The organism is Photobacterium atrarenae, from assembly GCF_024380015.1.
Lineage (GTDB): Bacteria > Pseudomonadota > Gammaproteobacteria > Enterobacterales > Vibrionaceae > Photobacterium > Photobacterium atrarenae.
Genome location: NZ_CP101509.1, coordinates 20,052 through 46,549 on the forward strand (window position 1 = coordinate 20,052; position 26,498 = coordinate 46,549).

Here is a 26,498-nt window from a genome sequence, read left to right on the forward strand (position 1 = left end):
ACTAATCAAACGACATCCTCACCCCAACGGAAAAGGCGTAAGCGGACATATCATCTAGCCCAATCAGGGTACTTGCCTCAGCATAAGCGTGCCAGTCCTGATTAAAAGCGCCAGATAAGCCCAAATGCACCCTGCCGTAGACCGAATCATCGGTTTCAACAATAATCGGCAACACGCTTCCGGACTGATCAGCTTTCAGCTGACTGATAATCCGCTCAGAGCCGTCATTGACATCGTAATGGAGGTAACCTCTGGCGTAGGGCTGGAATACCCCCCAGCTGGAGCGAAACGGATGGGATACACTCAAGCCGGTGATAAACTTCATCGATTCCAATTCATTGATATCGTCGATTTTGGACAGTAAATAGTTGGCACTCCCTTTTGAAAGCCGCTCTGAGTAACGCTCTGTATCCGACAAGGTGTATTCAATACTACTTTCCAAAGCAATATTCAGATAATCATAACTGATCACATAGCCGCTACCGAGTGCAAACACCCACAGATCAGAGTCTGCCTCATTGGCACTGTTAATCACCGAATCACTATAAAATGAAATTCGCCGCTCAATATCGGTATCCATCAACGCATAGCTGGCGGTAAAATCGAGATACCAGTTATCCCGGAAGTAACTAAAGTAGCCAGAGGCAACCAGACCAGCACTCCCGCTGTCGCGATAGTCTTCATTAACATCGTAAAACGGCAGCCCCAGAGCCAAACCAAATAAATAATTATCATTGAGCAAGTAGTCCCCGCCCAACGTGAGGGAATACCCATCCCTCTGCTGCGATGGCTCAGTCGTGAGTGCCGTTCGCTCTCTGGCCTGCGGATCATTTTCCACCCGGAAATAGGCTCCCAGCCGGGTGTAGCTTTGCTCGCCAAACGCGCCATCCTGATAGAGCATCAATTCAGAATATGCTGGCGATGCAGGTGTTCCTGTCGTATGAGATGCTCTGGATGAATCTTTCGCAGCCGCACGCAGACTGGATGTTCGCAGCGCCGTCTCCTGTCGCCCGGGTGCCGAGAAAATATAAGCCTGACGGTGGTGGCTTTGTCTCAGATTTTTTTGTGAGACTTTATCACCGCGAAAATCGTTGGCCATCAGCATGAGATCTGAAATCGCCTGGTACATTTCATCCGACAGGCGGCCGGTCAAGCTGTCATCATTTGACCGCTCAGCCGCAATCGCCGGTGTCTGAGCACATACCCAAACGAACAGAATCCATCTGATCTGCCTGGTTGAGATCCTCATAACGCCCCCTGAAGATACTGCGCTCCATTACTGTGAGTTCTAAAAATAATGACCGTAATGGATACAAGCATCAGTATAGAAACCAGGCTTGAAACCTTTTGTCGCAAAAATGCACACATCCAAGATATTTATAAATGTGTCAATCCGGCCACAGCCGCCACGTCAAACAACCCGTTGATTATTCGCAAATGAGTGCTGTATCACCCCAGCGATACGCATTGCTCAGACCAGCTTGCTGTCTACGGCACTCGACCATATGCTGTTTTCATCCCAACCAATTTACCGGAGTCTGATCGATGCCGAGAGCCTTTCACTTTTTCCTGCGCTGCCGACTCCCCCGGTTTCTCATCGCGCTGCTAATACCTTGTGCTGCAACGTTCGCTGCACAAGACACCAACCTGCAGTTGTCTTTCAAAACCATCACCGTTGAAGGTGCCGTCCGAAGTTTCTATCTGAACCTGCCCCCACAACACCAGACCAGTCACGAATCGGCTTCCGTGGTGATCGCGCTGCACGGCGGCGGGCGAACGGATGGGGATGAGCTGGCAGCACAAACAGACTTTCATTCACTGGCCGACCGGGACGGCGTGATCATGGTCTACCCGAACGGCATCACAGCACAATGGAATGACGGCCGGGAGAAGACTGCCCGACGCTCGCGCGAGGTAATGTCAGCTGATGATGTAGGGTATCTTTCGGCACTCATTGATCACCTGGTTTCAGCGTACCGTGCCGATCCGAACCGGATCTTCATGACCGGCCTATCGAACGGCGGCATGATGACCCTGCGTATGGGATGCGAAGCGAGTGGGAAACTGGCAGCAATTGCTGCGGTCATTGCGAACATGCCGATGAACCTCATCGATGACTGTCGACCAGATACACCACTGCCCGTATTACTGATGAACGGCACTGCCGATCCACTGGTCCCCTGGCAAGGCGGGCATGTCGGCTTTCGGGCCAAAAGGATGGGGCAAGTCGCCTCCACTGACGCCACTCTGAGGTTCTGGCTGCAGCACAACCACTGCGATCAGCCGCCAAACATCACAGCATTTGCTGATATCAACACTAGGGACGGTTCAAGCGTCCGGCGACTGCGATATCCATGCCATCCAGCCCCACTTGAAGTTGTGCTCTATAGCATTGAAGGTGGTGGGCATAACTTCCCCGGCAGTCAAACACCGGATCTTCCCCGTTTACTCGGTCCGAAAAATATGGATATTCAGGGCGCTCAGGAGATTTGGCAGTTTTTCATACGCCACGGGCTGTAATTTCCTCCTCTGAGGAGTGACGGACATTCACGACGGAAGGTTGCTCTCCAAACAGCTTCACTCTGTAGATTTGAGTATATCCTTAAAGAGGTACATCACGCACCACAGGAGGATTTCATATGACGACACAAATTTCACTCTCCAAACTAGAAAAATCCTATGCTCCTGATTTTCGAAACAAAGTTGGCGCAGCACGCAATACCAATGATGTCTATCATGTGTTCTGCCATACCGTGGCTCTGATGTTTAATGAGCTGACAGAAGGTGATAAGTTCAGAGAGGACGATATTGATTTCTATCCTGAAAGAGAGTGCCATTACGAATTTGGTAGCATTGTTAAAAGTAGCCCTTTGATTCAGGAATATTTGCAAACCTCTGACTTAAAAAGGATTCTGGACGATATGGCACACACCGCTGCCAACAGGCACACCCATTTGGAGAATGAGCCGAAAAAAATCAACGCAAAGCTCATGCACCGTTAAACTGCCGGCCTCAAACCGCCACTCCCAAGGGTGGCGGCGATTTGAGAACTATCACAAAAAGCTACTGCGCCAGGTACGATTCCGTCATGGTTCTTAACCGTGCCTTTTCCCCGTCAGAAATAAAACTCGCTTCAATCGCATTTAAGGTAAACTGGGCAACCTCTTCCCGACTCATCGGGTGTGCCTGCGCCACTGCCATAAAATTATCATTCATATAACCGCCGAAATAGGCTGGATCATCTGAATTCAGGGTTACGCACATCCCTTTACGCAGCAAATCCACAACATTATGGTGCGCCATGGATTCAAACACCTTCAGTTTAGTATTGGACAACGGGCAGACGGTCAGCGGCACCCGCGCTTCAATCAAACGAGTCACCAGATCATCATCCTCAACACAGCGGACACCATGGTCAATGCGCGTTGTGCCCAACAGCACAAGAGCATCATCGATATTCTGCGCCGGGCCTTCTTCCCCGGCATGGGCCACCGTTAGGAACCCTTCTTTCAACGCTTGCTGGAATACCTGATGAAATTTTTCCGGCGGATGACCCAGCTCTGAAGAATCTAACCCCACCCCGATAATTTTATCTTTATGCGGCAGCGCCTGGGCAAGCGTTTCAAAAGCGGAGGCTTCATCCAGATGACGCAGGAAGCACATAATCAACTGACTGGAAATCCCCAGCGCTTCGCGGCCCTGCTCCAGTGCACGATGAATCCCGTTAACAACAGTCTCAAAAGCGATGCCACGGCTGGTATGGGTCTGCGGGTCGAAAAATATCTCGGTATGAACGACATTATCTTCTTTACAGCGCAGCAAATAAGCCCAGGTGAGGTCGAAGAAGTCCTGCTCATGGATCAATACATTCGCGCCCTGATAATAAATATCAAGGAAAGATTGTAAGTTATGAAACTGATAGGCATCACGGACCGCCTGTGGCGAGGTGTATGGGATCTGAACCTGGTTCCGTTGCGCCAGCTCAAACATCAATTCAGGCTCTAATGAACCTTCAATGTGAAGATGGAGTTCAACTTTGGGTAAACCGTAAATAAATTCTTTCATAGGATGCTCTTAATCTGTCTGAAGGTTGATTAACAGCTTTTCTTCAAAGAAGTCAGACTTACAAAGAGAAAAGCTGCTAACCACTTAACTCTTCGTAATCAGAATTTTACGGATTCTGGTAGAGACCCCCATACCCTATTAATGGGGTTATACGAAGCTGTATTTAATAAACGTAGACGCTAAATTCATCAAAAACAACAGCTTGAATTTTTTCATTCACCAGCGCGATAGTGGCTCCGACTCCTGCAACCGGTACCATTCAAGAGGACTCCACGGACAGGATCAGCACTGCTCCCACAGAGCAAAAAATTATCAGCCAGATTTTATTCCTGCGCCAGCGAGAGAAGGCCCGATTCTTTCAGCATCATGATAAACACCACCAAGGTGATCAGACAAAGGACGAAAACCGGGAGAAAAATGTAATTTCAAACGGAAAGATGATTGAGGCTGAGCTTCATAACCGACGCACTACCTGAGTCATAAAATGAGCTTAGGGGTTCATAGCACTCGTGGTCGAATGAATCACATCATGGAAAAAATCACCGAGCTCTTCCCGGTTCAGCCATTGCGGGCGGAGCTGAAAATTCCCCCAATTCGACAGTGTCTCCCAGGCTTCATCCCAGGGCGGGCTCTGATACAACAGACACCCGATTAACACAAACTGGCAGCAACTGATCAAGGGGTTGCGGTTTGAGCAAAGTTTCAATGCCGAGCCAAATGACATCTTGATCCGCCGGTTAGCCAGATCAACACTGTAGATCTCATCCAACAGCAGGTGGACAATCCCCCCACCGGCAAGAAATAACCCGGAGAGCCAACTGGTGGTTTCACCGTACCCAAGCAGGTCAATAAATGACACGCAGCTCAACCCGGACAACACTACAAATGCAATGGAGTGGCAGCAACCGCGGTGCACCGTTACTTTCTCAAGCAAGGCTTTAAAGTTATAGCGTATTGTCAGGTAGCAGAACAGCGCATAGACAATCAGCTCCAGCATCGACACCATCTGGTAAATGTGACCCACCAGGCTAAAGGTGATCAATCCTCCGAACAGCCTGAATAAGGTGCTCATGGATGTGGAGTTGTCCGAATCGATATCCGGCAGCAGCCCGCCCATCGTCCCCAGAAACATCAACCACAGGGCTGTAATGGGCGCAATATGACCGGCTGACAAAAATGCTGTCGCCGCCAGGCTGCTGGTAAGCGCGGCTGTTCCAATATGCATGTTGAAATTAGCCACAATTCAAATACTCATTTTCGGCCTCGATGTCTCGGCCAGATGAACGGGCTGCTCACCTCCGGACATCGCTACCATTATAAACTGGATATATAAACAGTATTATGAATTAATTTTCTGTGACATCAACGAAAATTATATTGATCAGCGTGTTACAGGATTAAGCGGCGACTTTTTAGACAATATTGACACCGCGTTGACAAACCCCATGGCACTAACACCAACGCCTGACCTTGTGTTGATAAGCCGGATAACTTTCAGGAAACAACTGACGGAGGGTCTGCTCTTCAGGCTGGATCTGAAACCGGTTCATATACGTCACGAAACCAGCACATAAGATCAAGGCATAACCACTCTGTAACAGAAAACCCCAGCCCATCAGCAGTAATAAAAAACCAAGGTACATTGGGTTTCGGGTCCTGGCGTAGACCCCGGTTTGCACCAGAACCCTCGCCTGCTGCGGCGCCAGCGGATTCACCGTCGTTTGCGCCTGACGAAATGCTCGCACACCCAACAAAGGGATCAGCACGCCAAGCACAAAACAAACCAGAGCTAAATAATTGCCCACCGAGGCCAGGTTTTGCATCTCAGGCAAGGCGCGCGAGACACCCCACATCAATCCTGCAACAATTCCCATGATCGCAACAGGTGGTACTTTCAGTGCCAGACGGTCCATCAGCAGCAGCTCCATAACTTTCTTGTTAGTCCAATATCTCGATGCCCAGAGTAATCACAGTGACAATACCCAGGAACCAGGCACTCATGGTCAGCTCTTCATAAGCTAATGCAAGATTGTGCTGCTTTACTTTAACAACATCCAGCAAGCTCGTCGTCGCGTTGAGGTAAATATCAGCGAGATGCTGATCGCGGCTGGCAAGATCTTCCGTATTGAGTTTTTCAATCATCTGCCGGAGATCAAGTGCCGGCATTTCAGAACACTTCAGGGCCAGCAATGTGTGTCCCCAGGCGCACACCAAAGCAAATAACCCAATCAGCAAGGCCACCAGCTGAATCCACTCGATTGGTAACGCAGGGTCAAACAAACGGTCGCTTCTCAGCACGATGATCACCGCGACGCCCGCCAGTGCCGTCGTCAAGATAACCAACAGTCTGGAGCAATGATGCTCGATAAACTGAAGTCTGTCGGATGCTTCATGGTACCTTTCTTTTAGATAAGCTATCGTTTCAATGGCCTACACTCCCAGTCCACGCTATACACACCCTGCCTTAAACATAGACCAGATTCTCAGCCTGCAATGACTTCACACCCTGCCCGGTCATCGTTCCCATCAAGGCGCAGCAGCTCGGCGTAAAAAGTCGAGACGCTGCTGCTCCTGCGGGCTGGGCGTATAAGCTTCCTGACTTAAAGTCGACACTTGGAATGGCTCAAGAGTCATGACCGGTTGCCGGCTGACTCCGAATGCAGCTTTCTCCCCCGGCATTCCGGACATTCTTTCAACCACCCAGTTTTTGAGTTGATAGCGACCGTCGGTACCACTGAGCACACTCTGGTGAACCTTGAGCGACAACGATTGCTGACCTTCCCCCAAACGTGATTTCCGACTAAGCGCGGCAATCACCTCCCCATCCTGACGATACAAATTCGCCCTGATCCGATAAATACCAGCCTCGGTCACTTCAAGATCGAGTGGGATCACCATATTCGATCCTTGCGCTGTCGGTGCATCCGCCGAATTCACGTACGCCACCGGGACTTCGTAGCGAAAGTCCGCGGTCAGCACATCGGTACCGCGAGCAAAGTCGACGGTTGCCTTAACCCGGATCTCTTGCGGCCAATTGGCATTGCCCGCCACCGTCAGGGATTTTCGGTCGGTATGTTTCACGAGAAAACGCTGCTGGCTGTCGAGATCGTAGAATTCATACCGAATCGCACTGACCGCCAAGTCGGTCATGAGTGACAGCGTCACCTTGTCCGGGTCAAAAAAGCGGTATTTCGGGAGCGATAACGCGGCCGTACTGCTGCCACCCAGCACCGGCATCTCAACTGCAGTAAAGCGATTTGGCTCCAAATAACTGGCATGCTTCGCCGTGATCGGTTTTGAGTAAGGCGGATATTGGATCTCGGCTGCATACACATCCGAGAGAACAGCAAACTGCCGAGTAAGCTGAACCGGCTGTAACTCCGGTTCCGGTTCGCGCTCCTCTGGTACAGTCGGATGCTGTGCTACCATTGGACTTGCCTTCTCATCGGATACAACAACAGTCCCCTCAGCCGAATCATGCTGCTGATGAGCCACTCTTCGGTGCTTGTGAGGCGGTACTTCTGCGGCGGCCGGTGCATCCTGTGACGGTGACAACACCCACCAGGCCAGCGCAGCTACGCCGCCCAGACCGAGCGCGGCCACTATCTTTTTTGGTGTTTTCATATTCACAAATTGATTTCAATATTAGTTCCGGCGATAACTCACGATGACAGAAAGCCCTTCTTTGCTTTCTGCCATCATCTGCATCACATCGCTATGTCGCTGATTAGTTCATGAGCTCAACCACCAGTTCTGACATGGTTTTGCTTTCCGAACCATCAACATAGCGATAGTAATTACCGGTCAGCCAGTATTTTTCATCCGTCGTCGATACCGAGACCGTTTTACCATTCAACAAAGTGGCCTGTTGGCTGGCTGCAGTCACCTCACCACTGTGAACATTGCGGATCAACCCGCTATGGCTGTAGCCTTCTCCCATCAGTAACGGGTAATGATACGGCATAAAGTCAGCCACACCCCGAGACTGCGGTGCCAGCTTGCCGTCATAGGCAACACTGATGGAGCAGCTGTTATAATCACCCGCCTCACTGGCACCACACGTTGAATGGCTGGCGACCACGCCGTCATCGTGCCCCGGCAGGAAACCAGCCGTCAGCTGATAATAATCAGAGCTGTCACCGGTAAAACGTAAACGCGGCACCCGACTGTCCGGTAGCGGTGCCAGCTGACGCGCATTGGTCACTTTCAGATCATTCAGAACGCCGGTGTTTTCACGGGTCGGCACTTCACCCAACCACATTTCGATGGCCAGTTTCAGTGCACTGTCTGTCCAACCACTGCCTTCGGCAGCATTCACAACTAAATCCCCCATTTCAGAGCCACCGCCGGCGCCGGCAAAGTCAAAAGTTGCCACAATATTCAGAGGTTGCAGTCCTGCGTTTTCCAACCAGTTCGCCTGATTATCCAGCATATAGCGGGCAACTAAGTCGCCGGTTGAGTGAGTTACCACAATACAACCTTTGACACAGGTTTGCTGACGGGATAACTCCTGCAGTTTCGGCCAGATATAATCGCTCGAAATCTTACCCGCAACCCGCTCGTGAGACGGCCAGTCGATCCGGGCATCCGCTTTCGTCAGCCAGAAATCCTGCCAATAGTTCGCGCCATCCTGGGCCACCACTTCACTGTTTGGCTTAGAGGTCAATTGATCAGCCTGAAAGCCATGGATCAGGATCACCGGGTGCTCCCCAATCGCCGCAGACACTGAAAATGAACAGGCAGCCACCGCCACCGCAATTCCTTTGTAAAAATGATTCATTCTTATGGTTTCCGTTATTGGTTGAAGTAATAAGAGTAGAAGCTCTATATTACATGGACAATAACGAAAGCAATGAATATCAATTTTTTATGAGAAGATCACAATATCAACGACTTGAGTGATCATTCAGGTTCCAACGAAAGCAAAACGAATAAAAAATAACAAAACCCATTATCAGGTTTCGTTTTCAATCAGATTCTTGTACCCGGGTGAGTGTGCATGAGCCTGATGCTTAACCGTCACAAGGCGAAGCTGGTGTCGGCAGGTTCAGTTGGTACAAGCTTAAATCCAGCCAGCGGCCAAATTTAAATCCTGCCTGACAAATGGTTCCAGCGTGGATAAACCCCAGCTTTTGGTGGAGGGCAATACTCCCGGCATTCTCTGCATCAATCGCCCCCATCAGGACATGCATCCCCTGCTGCTGCGCCATGGCAATGAGCTCAGCCATTAAGGGTTTCGCCAGGCCCCGACCGCGAAAATCGACATGCAGATAGAGCGAGTGTTCAACGGTATATTTAAAGGCCGGCTGTTCTCGAAAGCGGCCATAAGTGGCAAACCCCATCAGAGTGCCGTGTTCATCGACCGCGCCGATCACCGGGTAATTACCCTGCTGTTTCGTCTTAAACCAGGCTTCCATCTGGGTCATGGTGCGAGGATGATAATCGTACAACGCCGTGGAGTTACAGATCACCTCGTTCAGAATCGCCAGAATCGCTGAACCGTGTTCACTGAAGGTGCACATAACGAATTTCACGGATGGTTTAACTTCCTGTTTCATACAACTCATTCAATCGGCTAAAGATGAGGGCTGGTCATGTGTTGCGTTACTTGCCCATCGGAAAAACAGTGCCACCGGAAAAGGAGATATCATGACACCCCCAATCCCAAGCAAGCTGCTGACCACCAGCATCCCATTGAGGGTCTGTTCAATTTGCGTCATCACCAGCAGTCCTGTTCCGGCAACGATCATCAGCAACCCCACTCCATGCAACATTTTGAACCATTTCATGAGCGGCGAACCCTTCTCTGCCATTTTTGTTTCCTTTCCTGATAAACAGCTGAATTATCTTACGTTCATTCCCTGTGGTTGTCACATTCTTCATCGCGAATCCGGCAGCAAGGCGTACTTTGGTTATACTGATCAGTACAGGCATCACAACATTTGTCTAACACGCTGAATGTAAAAGCATTAACACAGTAACCCCTGTATAATGGTTTCGAATTTTCTCCACTCAGGCAAAGCGGATCACATGATGGAAGCAGAACAGCTCGAAATTCTGAGCTTTATCAGCCAGTACCCACCTTTTGATAACCTCCCGGAAGAAACGCAGCAGCAGGTTGCCCTGAACATTGAGGTTTCCTACTACCGTGCGGGCAGTATGATCCTCAACTTCGGGGACGAAATTCATGATCTCTACATGATCCGCAGCGGGGCCGTTGAAATCTATCGCCGTAAAGGGGAACTGTATAACCGAATTGACGAGGGTGATCTGTTCGGCCAAATGGGTTTACTGATGAATAACCGGGTGCGGATGCCGGCAAAGGCAATTGAGGATACCCTGATTTACTGTATTCCGGAGGCCGTCTTCAACAGCCTTTACGATGAGTTTGATGCCTTTGCAGATTTTGTCGAGGTCGAGGAAAGTGCTCGCCTGCGCAGTGTCGTCTCGACACAAACCGAAGCCAATGACCTGACGACCTCGAAAGTCAAAACCCTGCTGACCCGCGATCCTTTCTTGATCAGTAAAAACGAATCAATCCAGACTGCGGCGAAAACCATGGCGGAAGAGAACACCTCGTCGTTGCTGATCACCGATCCGGATGCCAGTGATGACGATGAAGATCAGGAGCCGCTCATTGGCATCATTACCGACCGTGACTTATGTACCCGAGTTCTGGCCAGCGGGATCGATGTCTCAACCCCGGTGTCGGAAGTGATGACCACAGAAGTGATATCACTCGATCACAATGCCTACGTCTTTGAAGCTATGCTGACCATGCTGCGCTATAACGTCCACCATCTGCCGGTGTTACGGAACAAAATCCCAATTGGCATTATCGGCCTGACGGATATCGTCCGTTACGAATCTCAGAACAGCCTGCTGCTGGTGAGTACAATTTTCCAGCAACAAACCGTTGAAGATCTCCAGCAGTTGTCCGAGCAGGTCCGGGACTGTTTTGTCCGGATGGTCAACGAAGATGCCAACTCCCACATGGTCGGCAGCGCCATGGCGGTGATTGGCCGCAGTTTTAAGCAACGTCTGCTGGAGTTAGCGGAAGAAAAATTGGGGCCACCGCCGATCCCCTACTGCTTCCTGGCACTGGGTTCAATGGCCCGGGACGAACAGCTTGCGGTCACTGATCAGGACAATGCGATTATCCTCGATAACAGCTATAACGAGCAAAAACATGGGCAGTACTTTATCGATTTAGCCAAATTCGTTTGTGACGGATTAGCGGCCTGCGGCTACACCTACTGTACCGGCGATATTATGGCCACCAACCCGGAATGGCGAAAAACCCGCCAGGAGTGGGAAACTTGTTTTGCAGACTGGATTGATAACCCCAAACCTCAGGCATTGCTCAATAGCTCAATCTTCTTCGATCTCGATGGTGTTTACGGACGGGAGAAGTGGGCGGAACAACTCAACAGCTTCATCGTTCGCCGGGCACGAAAAAATAACCGCTTCCTGGCTTGCCTGGCACGCAATGCCATCAACCGCACACCGCCCCTGGGCTTTTTCAAAGATTTCGTGATGGAAAAAGATGGCCGCCACAACAACTCAATTAACCTCAAGCGCCGCGGTACCGCACCGCTGTCGGATCTCATTCGAGTTCATGCCCTGGCTGTCGGCTCCCGCTCACAAAACTCCTTCGAGCGCCTGGATGATATTATCGAAGCCGGCATTTTGCCAAAAGGCCGAGGCCAGGATTTACGCGATGCCATGGAATTCATATACATGGTCCGTATCCGCCACCAGGCTCTGGATATTGAAGCCGGGATTGAACCGGATAACAGTATCGAACCGGAAAACATGTCCGACTTTGAGCGGCGAAACCTGAAAGCTGCATTCCAGATTCTCAGTAATGCGCAAAATTTTATTAAGTTTCGCTACCAGGGTAATCGTCGCTAATGTTTAACACCAACACGTCCAGCCGGTTACTGACCAACCATAATACGCCGGACTGGCCAACCTTCTTTACCATGCTGGCAGACCAGGCCAAAGACCAGCGACTGCAACACTACTATACAGCCGGTATGATCAGCGGTGATACACCGCTAAAAGACGTGCCGTTTGTCGCACTTGACTTTGAAACCACAGGATTGGATCCGAAACAGGATGAGATCATCAGTATCGGCTTGGTGCCGTTTGATATCAATCGGATCCGGTGCCGGAATTCGGCGCAATGGTTTGTTAATCCAAACCGGCCGCTTGAAGAAGAATCAGTCGTCATTCATGGTATCACCGATTCCGATGTCAGCCGGGCACCGGAATTGTTGCGGATCCTGGAAGAAGTCCTCTCTGCCCTGGCCGGTAAAATTGTGGTCGTGCACTACCGCCAAATCGAGCGGGAATTTATGAACAGTGCTCTCAAGTCCAGGCTCAATGAAGGGATCCGCTTTCCGGTTGTCGATACCCTGGCTATCGAGTCTGCCATCCAGCATCGTAAATTCGGCGGCCTGTGGAATAAGCTCAAAGGCAATAAACCCGGGTCGGTCCGTTTAGGTCGATGTCGGCAACGCTATGGTTTACCGATTTACCCCCCGCACCATGCACTCACGGATGCGCTGGCGACAGCCGAACTGCTGCAAGCGCAAATTGCCTATCACTTTGATCCAGAGACGCCTATCTCCGAGATATGGCTCTAGTCAATCGCCGACAATCAGCAAATACGCGAGAAAAAAACGCCGCTGAGTTCATCAGCGGCGTTTTGATATCCAGCTCAGTGCTTCAGCGATTAGCGAAATCGCTCAGTGCGGAAGCCCATAATCAGGCTGACACACATCAGGAGCAACACAATCGTAAATGGAAGACCAGTTGACACCGCCCCCGCCTGAAGCGCTTCAATCGCTTCTGTTCCGCCTACATACAGCAGCACTGCGGCAATAGCACCTTCGATCAGCGCCCAGAAAATACGCTGTGGCATTGGCGCATCCAGCTTACCACCCGCGGTGATATTATCGATGACCAGCGAGCCTGAGTCAGATGAGGTAATGAAGAACACCAGTACCAACACAATCGCAATCACTGACAGGATCAGGCTAAATGGCAGTGCTTCAAACATTTCGAACATCGCCAGCGGGACAGACGTCAGGCCATTTTCACCCAGCACACCCACACCATTGATCACCTGATCAATCGCCTGGCCGCCAAAGACAGACATCCACACGACAGTGACCAGCGTCGGAACAAACAGCACCGCAATGATAAATTCACGTACAGTACGACCTTTCGAGACGCGGGCAATGAACATACCGACGAATGGTGACCAGGAAATCCACCAAGCCCAGTAGAACACAGTCCAGCCGTGCATCCAGGTTTCATCTTCACGGCCATGCGGATTACTCAGGGATACAAAGTTCTCCAGGTAACCTGTCACCGTCGTTGGAATCGTCCCCATTGAGACAGCAAAACCAACCATCGCAACAAACACCAGGAGTGCAATCGCCACCAGCATGTTAATATTGCTCAGCAGCTTCACACCACCATCGATGCCCCGAGCCACAGAAAGCACCGCCATCAAGGTTACACCGGCAATTACACCAACCTGCAGGCCGATATCGGCTTCAATACCAAGCACATGCTCGATCCCGCTCGCCGCTTGCTGGGCCCCAAGGCCAAGCGATGTCGCCAGACCAAACAGCGTTGCTACCACAGCCAAAATATCGACTACGTGACCCGGCCAGCCCCAAACACGATCACCCAGCAGTGGATAGAAAATGGAGCGAATCGACAACGGCAGACCTTTGTTGTAGGCAAAGAAAGCCAGTGACAATGCAACGACGGCATAGATGGCCCACGGGTGGAAACCCCAGTGGTACATGGTTGCCCCCATCGCCAGTTTCGCCGCTTCCGGCGTATTCGGTGCCACGTTCAGCGGTGTTTCGTACCAGCCGGTGTAATAGGCAACCGGCTCAGCCACACTCCAGAACATCAGGCCGATCCCCATCCCGGCGGCGAACAGCATCGCAAACCATGACGGACGAGAATATTCAGGCTCAGCTTCCTGACCACCGATGCGGATTTTACCGTATGGTGAAACCACCAGCGCCAGGCAGAAGAGAACGAAAATGTTACCTGACCAAATGAAAACCACATCAAAGTTGTTAATGATGCTATTTTTAACGCCGTTCAAGGCTGATTTCGCAGTCGCCGGATCACTGACTAACACAGCGATCAGAAACAGAAGAATCATACCAGCACTGGCACCGAATACCGGATTATGGACATCAAAGCCCCACTTTTGGACATTGTCTTGCCCAACCGTGTAATCCGTATTATCTATACTGTACTTATCAATTTTACTCATTATTGAATCCTACTTGGCTAACGGTACCAAGAATACTTAGTCCTGTAATGAAAATGAGAGCGTCTAGATCAAATCATTTATGTGACTGAAGTGTCAAGTATAATTAAAAGCGCACAATAAACAGGCATAATGGTATCAGGGCAGATATTCGGACCAAAATATTCATTAGATCACAATATTTCGCACACTAATTAACGTCCGTTCAAGCACGCTAAACCGGGCGCTGAACACCACCCCAGCAACCTGCCTGACGTGATGCTTCCTCCCGAGCCAGCCCCTCGGTCAACGGTCATAAAACAGACGTGTGAGCTCAGGCCTTTATCCGCCCCGGAGAAGAGATCTCCAGAACAATACACTCTTGCTCACAGAGAAAGGGACCGTGGATTTCGCCGGGCTGACGACAGGCATAATCCCCCTGCTCTAGCCACCGCTCACAGGCCTGATCGTACAGCCGTCCCGAAACAACAAACACTTCTTCCGGATACTGATGGCAACTCGAACCAAAGGGGGTGGTATCCGCCCCCGCCTTAAAACGAGTCAACCGGGTCAGATCCCCGCAATCCGGGTCCCGCCCCAACGTTATCTGCTCGATCATGCCATCCGTTCCTGCCAGCGATTTCCATCGATTCCGGCTTTGCTCGGCAAACGCATTCCAATACTTCACGCTCCCTTTACTCATCCCTGTCACTCCTTGATGGTATGCCCTTAAAATCAGTACTTTAAAGTGTAGAGCAAAAATTGAAGCCGGCTGCTTATTTGCCTGAGAATTCAGTCCAGAAAACCAAGCTCTATGTGTCGGATTCTACTTTTGGAGCACAGGTCAAACCAATTTAAATCATTGCTGATAATGTAAAAAATCTTTCATCAAGGATTCACCATTGGTTCATACACACTCGATAGCATTCCAACCCGATTAATATATCAGTACTTATAATAAAGGAAGCAATCCCATGAGCCGTTTTGATCAACAAGATCAGAAACTTCATCCCCGCCATGAAGAACCAGCCTTCAATGAGATCATCAGCAAAGGACTGAGTCGCCGCGGATTCCTCAAAACTGCCACCGCAACCAGTACCGTGGCATTTTTTGCTGCCAACCCGGTTTCTCAAGCCATCGCCGCCCAAGCAGCGAAAGGCAACTTAATGGGATTCAATCCGATTCCGGTTTCAACTGCGGATACGGTGGTGGTTCCGGAAGGATATCAGGCCGATGTGCTTATCTCCTGGGGCGATCCAATCTTCAACAACGCACCGTCGTTCAGCCAAAACGCTGACAGCCATGCGCAGGCACGCCAGTTTGGTGATAACAATGACGGCATGACTTTCTTCCAGATCAGTGATGATCGTGCGGTGCTGTCGGTCAATAACGAATACACCAACTATGAGTACCTGTTCCCGCATCAGGGCAAAAAGATGACGGCCGATGATGTAAAAAAAGCCCAGGCTGCTCACGGCGTCTCAATTATCGAGCTGTCGAACATGAACGGAAAATGGGTGCTCAATAAAAACGGCCGCCTGAACCGCCGGATCACCGCCAATACTGAAATGGAGATGACCGGCCCGGCTGCCGGCCACACCTTACTGAAAACCGCTGCCGATCCGGCAGGAAAGCTGGCACTGGGCACCTTTAACAACTGTGCCAATGGTGAAACGCCATGGGGCACTTACCTGACCTGTGAAGAGAACTTCAACGGCTACTTCGGCTCCGATGCCAACCCGGCGCTGGACAGCAACTACAAGCGTTACGGGATTTCACACCAGGATGCCGGTTACCAGTGGCATAAATTCGACTCGCGTTTTGATCTGGCGAAGAACCCGAACGAGCCACACCGCTTTGGCTGGGTCGTAGAAATCGACCCGATGAACCCGAATTCGAAACCAAAGAAACGTACTGCCCTGGGCCGCTTTAAGCATGAAAATGCAGCCGTGACCATTAACAATGATGGCCATGTTGTGGTTTACCTCGGTGATGACGAGCGTGGGGAGCATCTGTACCGCTTTGTCTCGAAGAACAAGTACAACCCGAGCAACCCTGCTGCCAACCGTGATCTGCTGGAAGAAGGCACCCTGTATGTCGCCAAGTTCTCAGCGAGAGACGGCGAACTGAAGGGCCAGGGTGAGTGGATTGAGCTGACCTGGGGCAAAAACGGCCTGACGCCGGAGAATGGCTTTGCCGATCAGGGCGAAGTGCTGATCTTTGCCCGGAAAGCCGCAACCCAGGTGGGTGCCACGACCATGGACCGCCCGGAATGGGTCGCTGTGAACCCGAAAACCCAGCAGGCATTCTGTACCCTGACCAACAATAAAAACCGCGGCGTGAAGGCAAACCAGCCCATTGATGCCGTGAACCCGCGTGAGAAAAACCCGTATGGCCACATTGTTCGCTGGATGCCATCCGGAAAAGATCACACCGCGAACCGCTTTGACTGGGATCTGTACCTGATTGCAGGCAACCCGGCGATTCACAAAAACGGCCTGATGGCGGGCAGCGACAATATTAACGAAGACAACATGTTCAACAGCCCGGACGGCATCGGCTTTGATAATGCCGGACGCCTGTGGATCCAGACCGATGGCAAGTACTCCAACAAAGGCGATTTTGCCGGCATGGGGAACAACCAGATGCTGTGCGGCGATCCGGACACCGGCGAGGTACGCCGCTTCCTTACCGGCCCGATTGCCTGTGAAATCACCGGACTCACCTTCAGCCCGGATCAGAAAACCATGTTCGTCGGGGTCCAGCACCCGGGCGAGGAGCTGGCACCGTCTCACTTCCCGAATGGCGGCAACAGCATTCCACGCTCATCGATTATCCGCATTACGCGAAAAGACGGCGGGATAATTGGTGCTTAACGCCTAACCGAGCGCTGACTTTCCAGGGCGAGCTTCGGCTCGCCTTTTTCATGCCCGTCGGCCAGCAAATGGTGCCACTCCTGATGCTCGGCAACATAATTACGAATAAAACCACACACCGGCAGGATCTGGTAGCCTTCAGCCTGGATCTTGGCCAGTACCTGCTCCATCAGAATATTCCCCAGACCATGGCCACGCATACTTTGCGGCACTTCGGAGTAATTCAGATGAAGCACCTGATCATCCTGGCTGTAAGTTACCCGGGCAAAGGTGCCTGGCGCGACCTCCATCCGATATTCCTTATGCACCGTGTCGTGTTCTAGTGAATACACCTTACTGGTCATGGCTGTTTTCCTCTCAATCGTTACGTCCGCTGTCCTGACTTTCAATCACCGCCTGCCGGGCCGGGTCGACATACGCAGCGAACTCGCGCAATAAGATTCGCAGTTTCGGCGTAATTCTCTGGCAACAGAATGGTTTTCCGGGATCGGAGTAATAATAGTCCTGAATCGACACATCAGCTGTGCGGAAAGAGTCAATTTCGAGCACCTGTGTAACAATGGGCTGAGGGAACAAGACCTGCAACCGTTGCAGGCACTCACCGGCTTCAACCGCCTGAGTCGAATCATACACATACACGGCTGAGCGATATTTCTTCCGCAATGCATGTTCCTCAGTGCAACTGTGGGTACTCAAGTGAATATGGATCAAGGATTGCAAATCGATCACATCTTCATCAAAAGTTACGGTCACGCCTTCCGACGGCTCCGGCGCCAATGATGCCGTGAACCATACCGAGCGAGCCAGACTGACCCCGCGAATACTGCGGAACACCGCTTCCATACACCAGTAACAACTGCCGCCAAACCCGATCTGTGCCATGATGGATCTCCGTTTCTGTCCTACCCACAGTATGATGGCAAACACTAAAAAGGCGAGCCGAAGCTCGCCTAAAAAAAAGTATGAGAGAACTGATCCAACTGCGCCTTCACTGCTTCGACAATCCGCGGATGGGCGTGACCGGTATATCCGTTGTCATGTGATTTGCTTCCTTTTAAATAAACTGATCAACTAACTTTTATTCCAGACCGCCGAAGCAGAGATATTTGATATCCAGATACTCATCGATCCCCTGCTTCGCCCCTTCACGGCCAATCCCGGACTGCTTCACCCCGCCAAACGGTGCGACTTCGGTCGAAATGATCCCTTCATTGATCCCGACCATGCCGTATTCCAGCGCTTCCGCGACCTTCCAGATCCGCCCGATATCGCGGCTGTAGAAGTAACTCGCCAGGCCGTAAATCGTGTCATTGGCCATCTGCACCAATTCTTCATCGCTGCGAAAGCGGATCACCGGCGCTACCGGGCCAAAAATCTCTTCTGAGACAATCGCCATATCCTGGGTGACCTCTGTCAGGACCGTCGGCTCAACAAACAGGCCCGGCTGCGGATGATCCCCGCAGGCGACCGAGGCGCCCTGCTGCTTGGCTTGTTCAATCAGCTGCAAGATATTGTCTTTGGCTTTTTCTTCAATCACCGGCCCGATCGCAACGCCTTCTTCCAGACCGTTACCAATCTTCAGCGTTTTCACCGCCGTGGCGAACTTATCCACGAAGGCATCATAAACATTGTCGTGAACATAAAAACGGTTGGCACAGACGCAAGTTTGACCGGCGTTCCGGAATTTAGAGGCAATCGCCCCTTCCACGGCCTTGTCCAGATCCGCATCGTCAAAGACGATAAACGGTGCATTCCCGCCGAGTTCCATCGAGGTGCGCTTCACATCCTGGGCACATTGTTCCAACAACAGACGGCCGACCTGAGTCGAGCCGGTAAATGACAGTTTGCGGATCTTCGGATGGGTGCAGAAGATCTCTCCAATCATCCGGCTCGACGGGTTCACCACCAGGATCAGCAGATCCCGTGGAATCCCGGCCTGATATGCCAGCTCCGCCGAGGCCAGTGCCGACAGCGGGGTCTGGTTGGCCGGCTTGGCAATAAAGCTACACCCGGCAGCCAGGGCTGGTGCGGCTTTGCGGGTGATCATCGCAATCGGGAAGTTCCACGGGGTAATCGCTGCAGCAACCCCAACCGGCTGCTTAATCGTCGCGATCCGACGATCCCCCATCGGGGCAGGGATCGTCTCACCGTAGGAACGTTTCGCTTCTTCGGCAAACCACTCAATAAATGAAGCGCCATAAGCGACTTCGCCCATTGATTCTTTCAGCGGTTTTCCTTGCTCCAGGGTCATCAACCGGCCCAAATCCTGCTGGTTGTCCATCATCAGCTGATACCAGCGACGCAGCACTGCCGCGCGAGCTTTTGCCGTCTGCTTCTGCCACAACTTCTGGGCGGCATACGCTCGTTCAACTGCGGCTTCAATTTCTTCGCGAGACTGGGTCGGGATATGCCCGACTAGCTCTCCGGTTGCCGGGTTGGTGACCGCCAAGCTGGTTTCTGAAGGCTCGCACATAAACCCGATCAGCGAGCGGTTTTTAATCTGTTCCATGATCTCTCCTTTAATCGCGTGGTAAACCAGGCCCGGCATCGGTAGTTTGTGGACCTTGATTCGCCGGCCCCTGGCACCTGCTTCATCTGTTAATGCCGCATAGGCCTGACGTGAAACCTCTCATACTGCGGATCGTCAGGATCATCCGTCCAGGTCAACACAACCTCTCCCGGCCACGATCACGTGAAGCAACGACTGCCGCGGCCTAATTTAGCTATCCGGTTTGAGGTATTTCACATGCGCTTCCATCTCTTCACCGATTTCTTTACGCATGTTCATCAGCTTAATGGCAGAATCGCGTAGTAGTTTGTCTTCATCTGTCACCGGAACCCATTCCGGGACCGGGCTCGGATTTCCGGCTTCATCAACCGCCACCATAATCACGATGCAATGTGTGGTCAGCCGGCGCTCCAGGTTCTTCGGATCGCTGGCCTGCACATCAATCGCGATGTGCATCGATGTTCGGCCTGTATAAATCACCTTGGCACTCACTTCGACCAGATTACCGACATGAATTGGTGCAACAAAGCGGATCCCCCCCGCATAAGCCGTAATACAGTATTTACCACTCCAGCCGGCTGAGCAGGCATAGGCTGCCAAGTCAATCCACTTCATCACGGCACCACCGTGCACCTTCCCGCCAAAGTTGACATCTCCCGGCTCAGCCAGAAACCTCAGCGTTACGTCTCGTTGTCTTTCACTCATGCCCACTTTCTCCCTGGCTGTTTTGCTTTACTTATTTCTTGATGGCTGAACTTCAGTATCAATACGTGTTACTGACAATTTCATTAAACATAACGACGGAGGAAAAGAAAAGGCAAGCGCTATTTCACCGGCAAATAAAAAAGCGCCCTGTGAGCAAGGCGCTATAAACAAATGAAAACATGATAGTTATGGGGGTTCTTGCGCCGTTTAGGCCTGTTGCTGCTCTTTCGCGGCTAATTGCTGTCTGAGACGCTCTGTCTCCGCGAGCAATTTTTCATTTTCAGCCTTCATCGCTGCGAACTGCTGCTCACTTTGTGAAGACTGGTGATCGCATCTCTCTTTAATGGCATCAAGTTCTTGTTTTAATACTGCGTTCTCGGCCTGACTGGCTTCCAGCTCCGTTTTCAGCTTTCGCTGTGACCGTTGCGCAGTATTTTTTGCTTTGGCTGCTTTATCCGCTTCCGCTTTGACTTGCTCAAGCTGCGCATCTTTTCTAGATAACGCTTCTGCGAGTGCTGTCTTTTCCTGACTGAACTGCTTTTGGGTCCGGTTGAGCAGATGCTCCTGATTACGAAGTTCCTCCCGCAATGCAGACTCCCGAGATGACCCGAGCCCGACGACAGCCCGCCATTGATTGGTGGTGGATCGGGTCAAACTATCCAACACATCAAAAGGAAAACATAGCTTGTGCTCAGGTGCCCTGTTTTTGTCCTTCAAATTTTGATCCAGCTCTCCAAGCAAAGTGAGTGTTTGCTGGTAAGAGCCCTGAATCGATTTTCTTGCCTGCTCAACTATGACGGCTTCAAACTGCTTGGCCGACTGAAGCGCCCATTGGGTTTGAATATGAAAATAGGCTTCTGGCTTCAATGGCATCCATGCCCAGGATGGATTGCTTTGCGGGTTACGGCTCATTCAAGATCTCCCTGAAAATGTTTAAAACGCTTCATGAAAAGTAGACTAAAAAAGCGGTCAAGCGTAATCAATGACGACTGGTATGACCTACAATTCATATGTCGCATTAAACAATGTAGCAAGCAAAGCAACTGAACAAATGACCAAACGATGTCAAATTGATAACAGCATGATGAAACAACTGATTTCAGCGCTGTCCCTATGCCCTGCATCACAGAGCGTAGGCGAGCTCAGTTAGCCAACTGATACTGTTTTATTTCAATCACTTAGAATAAGTATTTCTGATGCTTGTAAACCCGGTGTGATAAGTGGTGACTGACACAAATGAATGAGAAATAAGCTGATAAAACGCATCATACGTACAACACACTTAGATTTGCGTTGTCATTAATCTGCTATTTATCACCGCTAAGCTGGAAGATAAGGTTCACGACGACCCACAATGGAATGAAGCCACTAAAACGCTATCAATATGAGCGGTATGCCATTCTTTGCAAACTCGCCTATCCACCAACTTTCGATCATACGGTTTACGGATTCAGTCGCAACGGTCGCCACGAAATCACTGATCGCTGGGGCAGGACGATTATCCGGGTGCTCTGGGGGGAAAAGAAAGAAGTCGTTGTCGTGTTTAAAGGCTCTCAAAACCTCTGGGACTGGCTGCTCAATATGGCTTGCTTACCCAAAAGACAAGGAAAAAGCCAAAACCGTTACTATATCCACTGGGGGTATCACTTCTTATTGTCCCAAAAAAGCAAGCGGCAGAGCCTGTATCAGGCCCCGACAGACTTGTTCGAGTCGCAGCATATTGAATTAAGCCAGGCCAGCGATCAACCGCAGTTTGGAGATTTGTCTGTCTATCAACATCTCGAGAAAGTGCTCCATCCTTTGATTGCTGCCGGCAAGAAAGTCAGCCTGACCGGTCACTCATCCGGCGGCGCGATGGCCATTCTGGTCGCAGACCGCTTATCTGCCCAGCATCCGGAAGCAATCAAACGCGTAGTGACCTTCGGCCAGCCGGCTGCCGGACTGAGAAGCTTTAAGCGGCTTTATCGCCTCAACCACTGTACCTATCGGATCTGCTGCGATTTGGACATCGTCACTTTCCTGCCACCCATCCCGTTCATGTACTGGCATGTCGGCAAACTGCTGTGGCTTCATGAAGGCCGGATATACGAGAATTCTCCCACCCCGTACCGCTTATACAAATCCCTGGTCAGCTGGTTGCTCCGTCCGGTGACCTACCACTACATGCGCAAGTACATCCGCAATAAGGATTTCTTTGATAAACATTAAAGCGCAAACTGATACCAATTACAGTAAATAAGAGATCAGAGAATAACCATCAGTACGCCGACGATAGCCCAAGCACCAGAGTGTTAAAAAACTCGCAAAAAAAATGGTCAATCAACCCCGGAGCCATACCTTCTCATCGCAAGATAAGGTATGGTGAGATGAATCGTGGATAACAAACAGCGAATATGCAGTCACAGATTGAACAGCTCATTACATCGAAAAATCACTGGATGGCCAGCCATATCACTGAGGCCGAGTTTCCAACCCCGCAAAGCCAGGAAGGCCTGGCGCTTTATCAGGATCGCCAGGCGGCGGGTTCTTACCAGTTAGTCAAAGAAACTGACAATACACCAGCCCCACAGCTTTCCGTTTATCCTGTCGACTGTCATCCGCTCACGATCCGCTTTGCGCTGATCATCGCCAGCCAATGGCCTGATGAACAAGAAAAAGAAACAGTGATCGAGTACCTGACCCAAATTATGTTGGAAGAAGATAGCCCGGCCCAGCTTTTCGTCGGCTTTTATCGCGGCAAGCCTACGGCAGCAGGAATGATGTTTAATGGCGAAGCTGATCAATCCGAGCTGACACTCATCAGTGATGTTTGTGCACTTGCCGGACCAAACGACCAGGCATTCGTAGCCGAAATGACTCACTACCTCATCAACCAAACGCAATCAGCACAGCGCCAGGCTGTGGTCCACATATCCTGACTTCGCGAGCCCTGTGAGCGCAAGAAAAACAAAAAAACGAAAGGGAACCATAGCGGCTCCCTTTGCAGATTTAGAGGCAAGGACTTGTGCCCAACCAACAACAGCAGATTACTGTGACACCGTCACCAAGGCATGTGCCAAATAATCCACTTGCTGTTCGCGCAGCCCGGCAATATTAATGCGGCCATCGCCAACTGCGTAAATTGCAAACTCATCGCGCAAGCGGGCAATCTGCTCTGGACTTAACCCAGTGACCGAGAACATGCCTTTATGCTGGTCAATAAAGTCAAATGCTTCACTCCCCTGTGCTCTCACCGCCTGGGTTAGGCTGGCACGCAGGTTGACCAGACGCGCCTGCATTTGCGACAGCTCATCCCGCCAGGTCGCACTCAGCGCATCGTCTGTGAGAATGGCCGCCACCAAAGCAGCCCCATGATCCGGCGGCATGGTGTAGGTTGAGCGTGCGAGGTTCAAAATACGCCCTTTGGCTTTCTGGGCCTCTTTCAGGCTATCGCTGATCACGATCGCCGCCCCGGTCCGCTCACGATATAAACCGAAATTTTTCGAACACGAAGTCGCAACCACCATCTCTTCCGTGTGATCGGCCATATACTTGAGTCCGGCGGCATCCTGCGCCAGGCCGTCGCCGAAGCCTTGGTAGGCAATGTCAACAAATGGCATGAACCCATTCTGGTTAGCAAGAGTTGTGATCGCCTGCCAGTCTTCAAAGGCGATATCAGCACCGGTTGGATTATGGCAGCAGCCATGCAACAACACGACATCTTTCGGTCCGGCTTTGGCCAATGCCGCCAACATAGCTTCACGATTCACTTGTTTGGTGACGCGATCAAAATACGGATAGTACTTCACCTTCAGGCCGGCAGCTTCCATCACCGGCTTGTGATTGACATAGCTCGGATCGGAGATCCACACTGTTGTCTCCGGCTGCGCCAGATACATCAGATCAGCAAGCATACGCAACGCCCCGCTCGCTCCCGGTGTTTGTACCGCTGCTGCGCGGTGGTAGGCAGACGTGTCTGTCAGCAGCAGATCCATCATGGACTGGTTAAAAATCTCATTTCCGGCCAGGCCCACATAAGCCTTGGTCCTTTGGCTTTCCATCACTTGTTGCTGTGCCAGTTGAACCGCCTGCATGATTGGCGTTTCTCCCTGGCTGTTACGATAAACCCCGATACCTAAGTCCAGTTTCTCGGCACGCTTATCTTCCCGATAAGCAATAGAAAGGGACAAAATGGGATCCAATTGTGCTTCTGTAAGCTGCTTAAACATGACATAAGTTCCATTTAGTGGCTCTGCATCAGTTCAAACTATCACTTCACTTACAAAAAATCACGATGAAATCATGATATTTATCAAAGCTTTTTTCCGATTTTGCTGACAGTGTCTCCCCCCTGTGCCGATGCTTTATTGATCTCCGTTAACCTTCCGCAACCTTAACTTGCAGTCGCTGACCAAAAGCCTAAATTTATTAATGAAACCGCAATTATTGTTCTCTGGACAGTCCAATCAGGTGGAGGCAGCGATGAAAAACAAAGTCGACGTACGGACCCTGCTCAGTGTTTACGAAAAAGTTAAAACTCAGGGCACCCCAACAGAAAATGGGGCACGACTCGAAGATATTACCTGCACCGAAAGTCAGGATGGTTATTACGTCAATTTAGCGGATAGTCATGTCAGCTTAGATATCAACTTCCATAATACCTATCACTTTCACACCATGAATGAAGACCCCGACTCCGTGATCAACCAAACGACCACGGAATTCCATAACAACAATGAAGCGCAAATTGAGGCCTTTCTGCAAAAGCTGATGGATCTGAATCAGCGCTATTAGTCCATCAGCCCCTCAATTCACCCCATGTTGCATCTATTCACCTGACACACGCTACTTTCAGACTGGCCGTCTTTCGGCCAGTCGCATAATTATGCTTGTAAACACAATTGATTCCAGCCCACCCCGGGGGAATTGACATTTCTCTTACCAACTAACGTGTTCATTTTACACACGTCTGACATGATACCGTCCAGAAATAAATATCCTTTCTAAGGTAGATGAAGTGAGCGTTTATTCAAAACGTCAAACAAAAGAAACGTTCAGTCAATATTCATCCGCCTTGTATTAAAGTCAGTGACCATCAATTGGTCTGCGCGACTGACCATCGGTATCGCATAATTGAGGATAAACCCCATGCAACTGCAACAACTCAGCACTACAGAGCTTGATTTTGCCATCGCGGCACTGGGTGAGTGTTATCGGCGACTTGATGCGGCAGAAATGACCGCGAAAGAGCTTTCTCAGGAAGGCTTTGCGCTGATGTTTAAATCAGCATACGAAGACATTACAAAACAGCATTGATGACCAAACATGAAAGCTCAGGCATGGCCTGAGCTTTATCTTCTCCAAGATCAGCGCTCCCAATCCCGGTTTTGTAACACCACACGGTAGCCATCGACATCTTCAAATGTTTTGCCGACCCGCTCCCAATACGGATTGTTCGATTCAACGACCGTAAAACCCGCATCGATCATCCCGCGACAAGCGCGCTCCCACACCTGACTACAGTCGAGATAGAACACCAACAGATTATCCTGAGTCGGGGCATGGCCAACTGTCACACCTTGCTGATGAACAAACTCGAGGTGATAAGCATGCCGGGAATGACCCAACACCACCCCATCAAAGCCATCCTGATCCTGAAACTGTTTCAGCATCTCAAAGCCCAGAGCCTTGCTATACATTTCAGTGATTTGAGATAAATTATCGGTAGGTCTGACAACACGGAGTGTCGCATCTCTCGGTATCATAGCCGTATCATCCTTTGAAAATCTTTCAGACATTTGTGCCCGGCAAATCGGTTTACTTCATCAACGGATATGAAGTATCACCGGGCAACAACTAAACAACCAGCATAGTTACCAGTTGAATATAGCCGCATACTTTCACAGCTAATCACAGCACCGTCAAGTCATTAGATAAATTTATCGAAAAATGATGACTTGGATTCACCCGGCCCCGAAGTAACTTGCGGGCTTGTTCCCTCATCAGCCGGGAACCCTCAGGGCTCGCAACCTATGCGCCATCCGAACAAAGGCCAGGCCTTTGCTTGGTGCACAGC

Annotated in this window: 27 protein-coding genes and 1 riboswitch; of the genes, 9 read left to right on the forward strand and 18 right to left on the reverse strand. The window is 50.7% G+C overall.

The window, feature by feature from the left end; all coding sequences use genetic code 11:
- Position 1: 1 nt before the first annotated feature.
- Positions 2-1,249, reverse strand: a complete 1,248-nt coding sequence (locus NNL38_RS16210; RefSeq protein WP_255391468.1) for an autotransporter outer membrane beta-barrel domain-containing protein — start codon at positions 1,247-1,249, stop codon at positions 2-4.
- A gap of 296 nt (positions 1,250-1,545) precedes the next feature.
- On the opposite strand from NNL38_RS16210, the gene NNL38_RS16215 reads away from it, so the two are divergent.
- Together NNL38_RS16215 and NNL38_RS16220 are read left to right on the forward strand one after the other, a co-directional pair.
- Positions 1,546-2,520, forward strand: a complete 975-nt coding sequence (locus tag NNL38_RS16215) for a CE1 family esterase (RefSeq protein WP_255391469.1) — start codon at positions 1,546-1,548, stop codon at positions 2,518-2,520.
- A gap of 119 nt (positions 2,521-2,639) precedes the next feature.
- Positions 2,640-3,002, forward strand: a complete 363-nt coding sequence (locus NNL38_RS16220) for a hypothetical protein (RefSeq protein ID WP_255391470.1) — start codon at positions 2,640-2,642, stop codon at positions 3,000-3,002.
- 61 nt (positions 3,003-3,063) lie between these two features.
- On the opposite strand, the gene NNL38_RS16225 is transcribed toward NNL38_RS16220, so the two are convergent.
- From NNL38_RS16225 to NNL38_RS16260, 8 genes are all read right to left on the reverse strand, one after another.
- Entirely contained in the window at positions 3,064-4,065 is a 1,002-nt protein-coding gene (locus tag NNL38_RS16225; RefSeq protein WP_255391471.1) for an adenosine deaminase, read from the reverse strand.
- A gap of 75 nt (positions 4,066-4,140) precedes the next feature.
- A riboswitch (purine riboswitch) is annotated at positions 4,141-4,240 on the reverse strand.
- Positions 4,241-4,555: 315 nt separating this feature from the next.
- Positions 4,556-5,290, reverse strand: a complete 735-nt coding sequence (locus NNL38_RS16230) for a metal-dependent hydrolase (protein WP_255391472.1) — start codon at positions 5,288-5,290, stop codon at positions 4,556-4,558.
- A gap of 226 nt (positions 5,291-5,516) precedes the next feature.
- Positions 5,517-5,978: a methyltransferase family protein gene (locus tag NNL38_RS16235; RefSeq protein WP_255391473.1), complete on the reverse strand. Its 462-nt coding sequence runs from the start codon at positions 5,976-5,978 to the stop codon at positions 5,517-5,519.
- A gap of 25 nt (positions 5,979-6,003) precedes the next feature.
- On the reverse strand, positions 6,004-6,399 hold the full coding sequence (locus NNL38_RS16240; RefSeq protein ID WP_255391474.1) for a hypothetical protein: 396 nt from the start codon (positions 6,397-6,399) through the stop codon (positions 6,004-6,006).
- 192 nt (positions 6,400-6,591) lie between these two features.
- Positions 6,592-7,689, reverse strand: a complete 1,098-nt coding sequence (locus NNL38_RS16245; protein ID WP_255391475.1) for a hypothetical protein — start codon at positions 7,687-7,689, stop codon at positions 6,592-6,594.
- 103 nt (positions 7,690-7,792) lie between these two features.
- The gene (locus NNL38_RS16250) at positions 7,793-8,845 is read right to left on the reverse strand and encodes a hypothetical protein (RefSeq protein ID WP_255391476.1); all 1,053 of its coding nucleotides are present in this window, start codon (positions 8,843-8,845) and stop codon (positions 7,793-7,795) included.
- A 232-nt stretch (positions 8,846-9,077) separates the two neighbouring features.
- Positions 9,078-9,623, reverse strand: a complete 546-nt coding sequence (locus NNL38_RS16255) for a GNAT family N-acetyltransferase (protein WP_255391477.1) — start codon at positions 9,621-9,623, stop codon at positions 9,078-9,080.
- Between the two features lie 9 nt (positions 9,624-9,632).
- The gene (locus tag NNL38_RS16260; RefSeq protein ID WP_255391478.1) at positions 9,633-9,878 is read right to left on the reverse strand and encodes a hypothetical protein; all 246 of its coding nucleotides are present in this window, start codon (positions 9,876-9,878) and stop codon (positions 9,633-9,635) included.
- A 220-nt stretch (positions 9,879-10,098) separates the two neighbouring features.
- Here NNL38_RS16260 and NNL38_RS16265 point away from each other — a divergent pair, with 220 nt between their 5' ends.
- Positions 10,099-11,979 (forward strand): DUF294 nucleotidyltransferase-like domain-containing protein, encoded by a 1,881-nt coding sequence (locus NNL38_RS16265; protein ID WP_255392262.1) that lies wholly within the window; start codon positions 10,099-10,101, stop codon positions 11,977-11,979.
- Positions 11,979-12,716, forward strand: a complete 738-nt coding sequence (locus NNL38_RS16270) for a 3'-5' exonuclease (protein WP_255391479.1) — start codon at positions 11,979-11,981, stop codon at positions 12,714-12,716. The genes NNL38_RS16265 and NNL38_RS16270 overlap by 1 nt, the downstream gene beginning before the upstream one ends.
- Before the next feature lie 89 nt (positions 12,717-12,805).
- Here NNL38_RS16270 and NNL38_RS16275 read toward each other — a convergent pair whose 3' ends face one another.
- Together NNL38_RS16275 and NNL38_RS16280 are read right to left on the reverse strand one after the other, a co-directional pair.
- A complete protein-coding gene (locus tag NNL38_RS16275) occupies positions 12,806-14,377 on the reverse strand; it encodes a BCCT family transporter (protein ID WP_255391480.1) in 1,572 nt (523 codons plus the stop codon).
- A 310-nt stretch (positions 14,378-14,687) separates the two neighbouring features.
- Entirely contained in the window at positions 14,688-15,056 is a 369-nt protein-coding gene (locus NNL38_RS16280) for a cupin domain-containing protein (RefSeq protein ID WP_255391481.1), read from the reverse strand.
- Positions 15,057-15,327: 271 nt separating this feature from the next.
- Between NNL38_RS16280 and NNL38_RS16285 the strand changes: the two genes are divergently transcribed.
- Complete coding sequence (locus NNL38_RS16285; protein WP_255391482.1) at positions 15,328-17,229, forward strand: PhoX family protein; 1,902 nt, start codon at positions 15,328-15,330, stop codon at positions 17,227-17,229.
- Here NNL38_RS16285 and NNL38_RS16290 read toward each other — a convergent pair.
- The 5 genes from NNL38_RS16290 to NNL38_RS16310 all read right to left on the reverse strand — a co-directional run bounded on the left by NNL38_RS16290 (position 17,226) and on the right by NNL38_RS16310 (position 21,355).
- Positions 17,226-17,573, reverse strand: a complete 348-nt coding sequence (locus NNL38_RS16290) for a GNAT family N-acetyltransferase (protein ID WP_255391483.1) — start codon at positions 17,571-17,573, stop codon at positions 17,226-17,228. The two genes, NNL38_RS16285 and NNL38_RS16290, sit on opposite strands and share 4 nt — an antisense overlap.
- A 13-nt stretch (positions 17,574-17,586) precedes the next feature.
- A complete protein-coding gene (locus NNL38_RS16295; protein WP_255391484.1) occupies positions 17,587-18,111 on the reverse strand; it encodes a peptide-methionine (S)-S-oxide reductase in 525 nt (174 codons plus the stop codon).
- A 196-nt stretch (positions 18,112-18,307) separates the two neighbouring features.
- Positions 18,308-19,738 (reverse strand): NAD-dependent succinate-semialdehyde dehydrogenase, encoded by a 1,431-nt coding sequence (locus tag NNL38_RS16300; protein WP_255391485.1) that lies wholly within the window; start codon positions 19,736-19,738, stop codon positions 18,308-18,310.
- 210 nt (positions 19,739-19,948) lie between these two features.
- Complete coding sequence (locus NNL38_RS16305; protein WP_255391486.1) at positions 19,949-20,443, reverse strand: acyl-CoA thioesterase; 495 nt, start codon at positions 20,441-20,443, stop codon at positions 19,949-19,951.
- A 207-nt stretch (positions 20,444-20,650) separates the two neighbouring features.
- The gene (locus tag NNL38_RS16310) at positions 20,651-21,355 is read right to left on the reverse strand and encodes a hypothetical protein (RefSeq protein WP_255391487.1); all 705 of its coding nucleotides are present in this window, start codon (positions 21,353-21,355) and stop codon (positions 20,651-20,653) included.
- 447 nt (positions 21,356-21,802) lie between these two features.
- On the opposite strand from NNL38_RS16310, the gene NNL38_RS16315 reads away from it, so the two are divergent.
- Both NNL38_RS16315 and NNL38_RS16320 read left to right on the forward strand, forming a co-directional pair.
- Positions 21,803-22,651, forward strand: coding sequence for a lipase family protein (locus NNL38_RS16315; protein WP_255391488.1), 849 nt, complete (start codon positions 21,803-21,805; stop codon positions 22,649-22,651).
- A gap of 185 nt (positions 22,652-22,836) precedes the next feature.
- Entirely contained in the window at positions 22,837-23,361 is a 525-nt protein-coding gene (locus tag NNL38_RS16320) for a hypothetical protein (protein WP_255391489.1), read from the forward strand.
- Positions 23,362-23,469: 108 nt separating this feature from the next.
- On the opposite strand, the gene NNL38_RS16325 is transcribed toward NNL38_RS16320, so the two are convergent.
- Positions 23,470-24,651 (reverse strand): amino acid aminotransferase, encoded by a 1,182-nt coding sequence (locus tag NNL38_RS16325; protein WP_255391490.1) that lies wholly within the window; start codon positions 24,649-24,651, stop codon positions 23,470-23,472.
- A gap of 253 nt (positions 24,652-24,904) precedes the next feature.
- On the opposite strand from NNL38_RS16325, the gene NNL38_RS16330 reads away from it, so the two are divergent.
- Both NNL38_RS16330 and NNL38_RS16335 read left to right on the forward strand, forming a co-directional pair.
- The gene (locus NNL38_RS16330) at positions 24,905-25,216 is read left to right on the forward strand and encodes a DUF3081 family protein (protein WP_255391491.1); all 312 of its coding nucleotides are present in this window, start codon (positions 24,905-24,907) and stop codon (positions 25,214-25,216) included.
- Positions 25,217-25,570: 354 nt separating this feature from the next.
- Positions 25,571-25,738 (forward strand): hypothetical protein, encoded by a 168-nt coding sequence (locus NNL38_RS16335; RefSeq protein ID WP_255391492.1) that lies wholly within the window; start codon positions 25,571-25,573, stop codon positions 25,736-25,738.
- Positions 25,739-25,788: 50 nt separating this feature from the next.
- On the opposite strand, the gene NNL38_RS16340 is transcribed toward NNL38_RS16335, so the two are convergent.
- The gene (locus tag NNL38_RS16340) at positions 25,789-26,187 is read right to left on the reverse strand and encodes a VOC family protein (RefSeq protein WP_255391493.1); all 399 of its coding nucleotides are present in this window, start codon (positions 26,185-26,187) and stop codon (positions 25,789-25,791) included.
- Positions 26,188-26,498 lie beyond the last annotated feature (311 nt).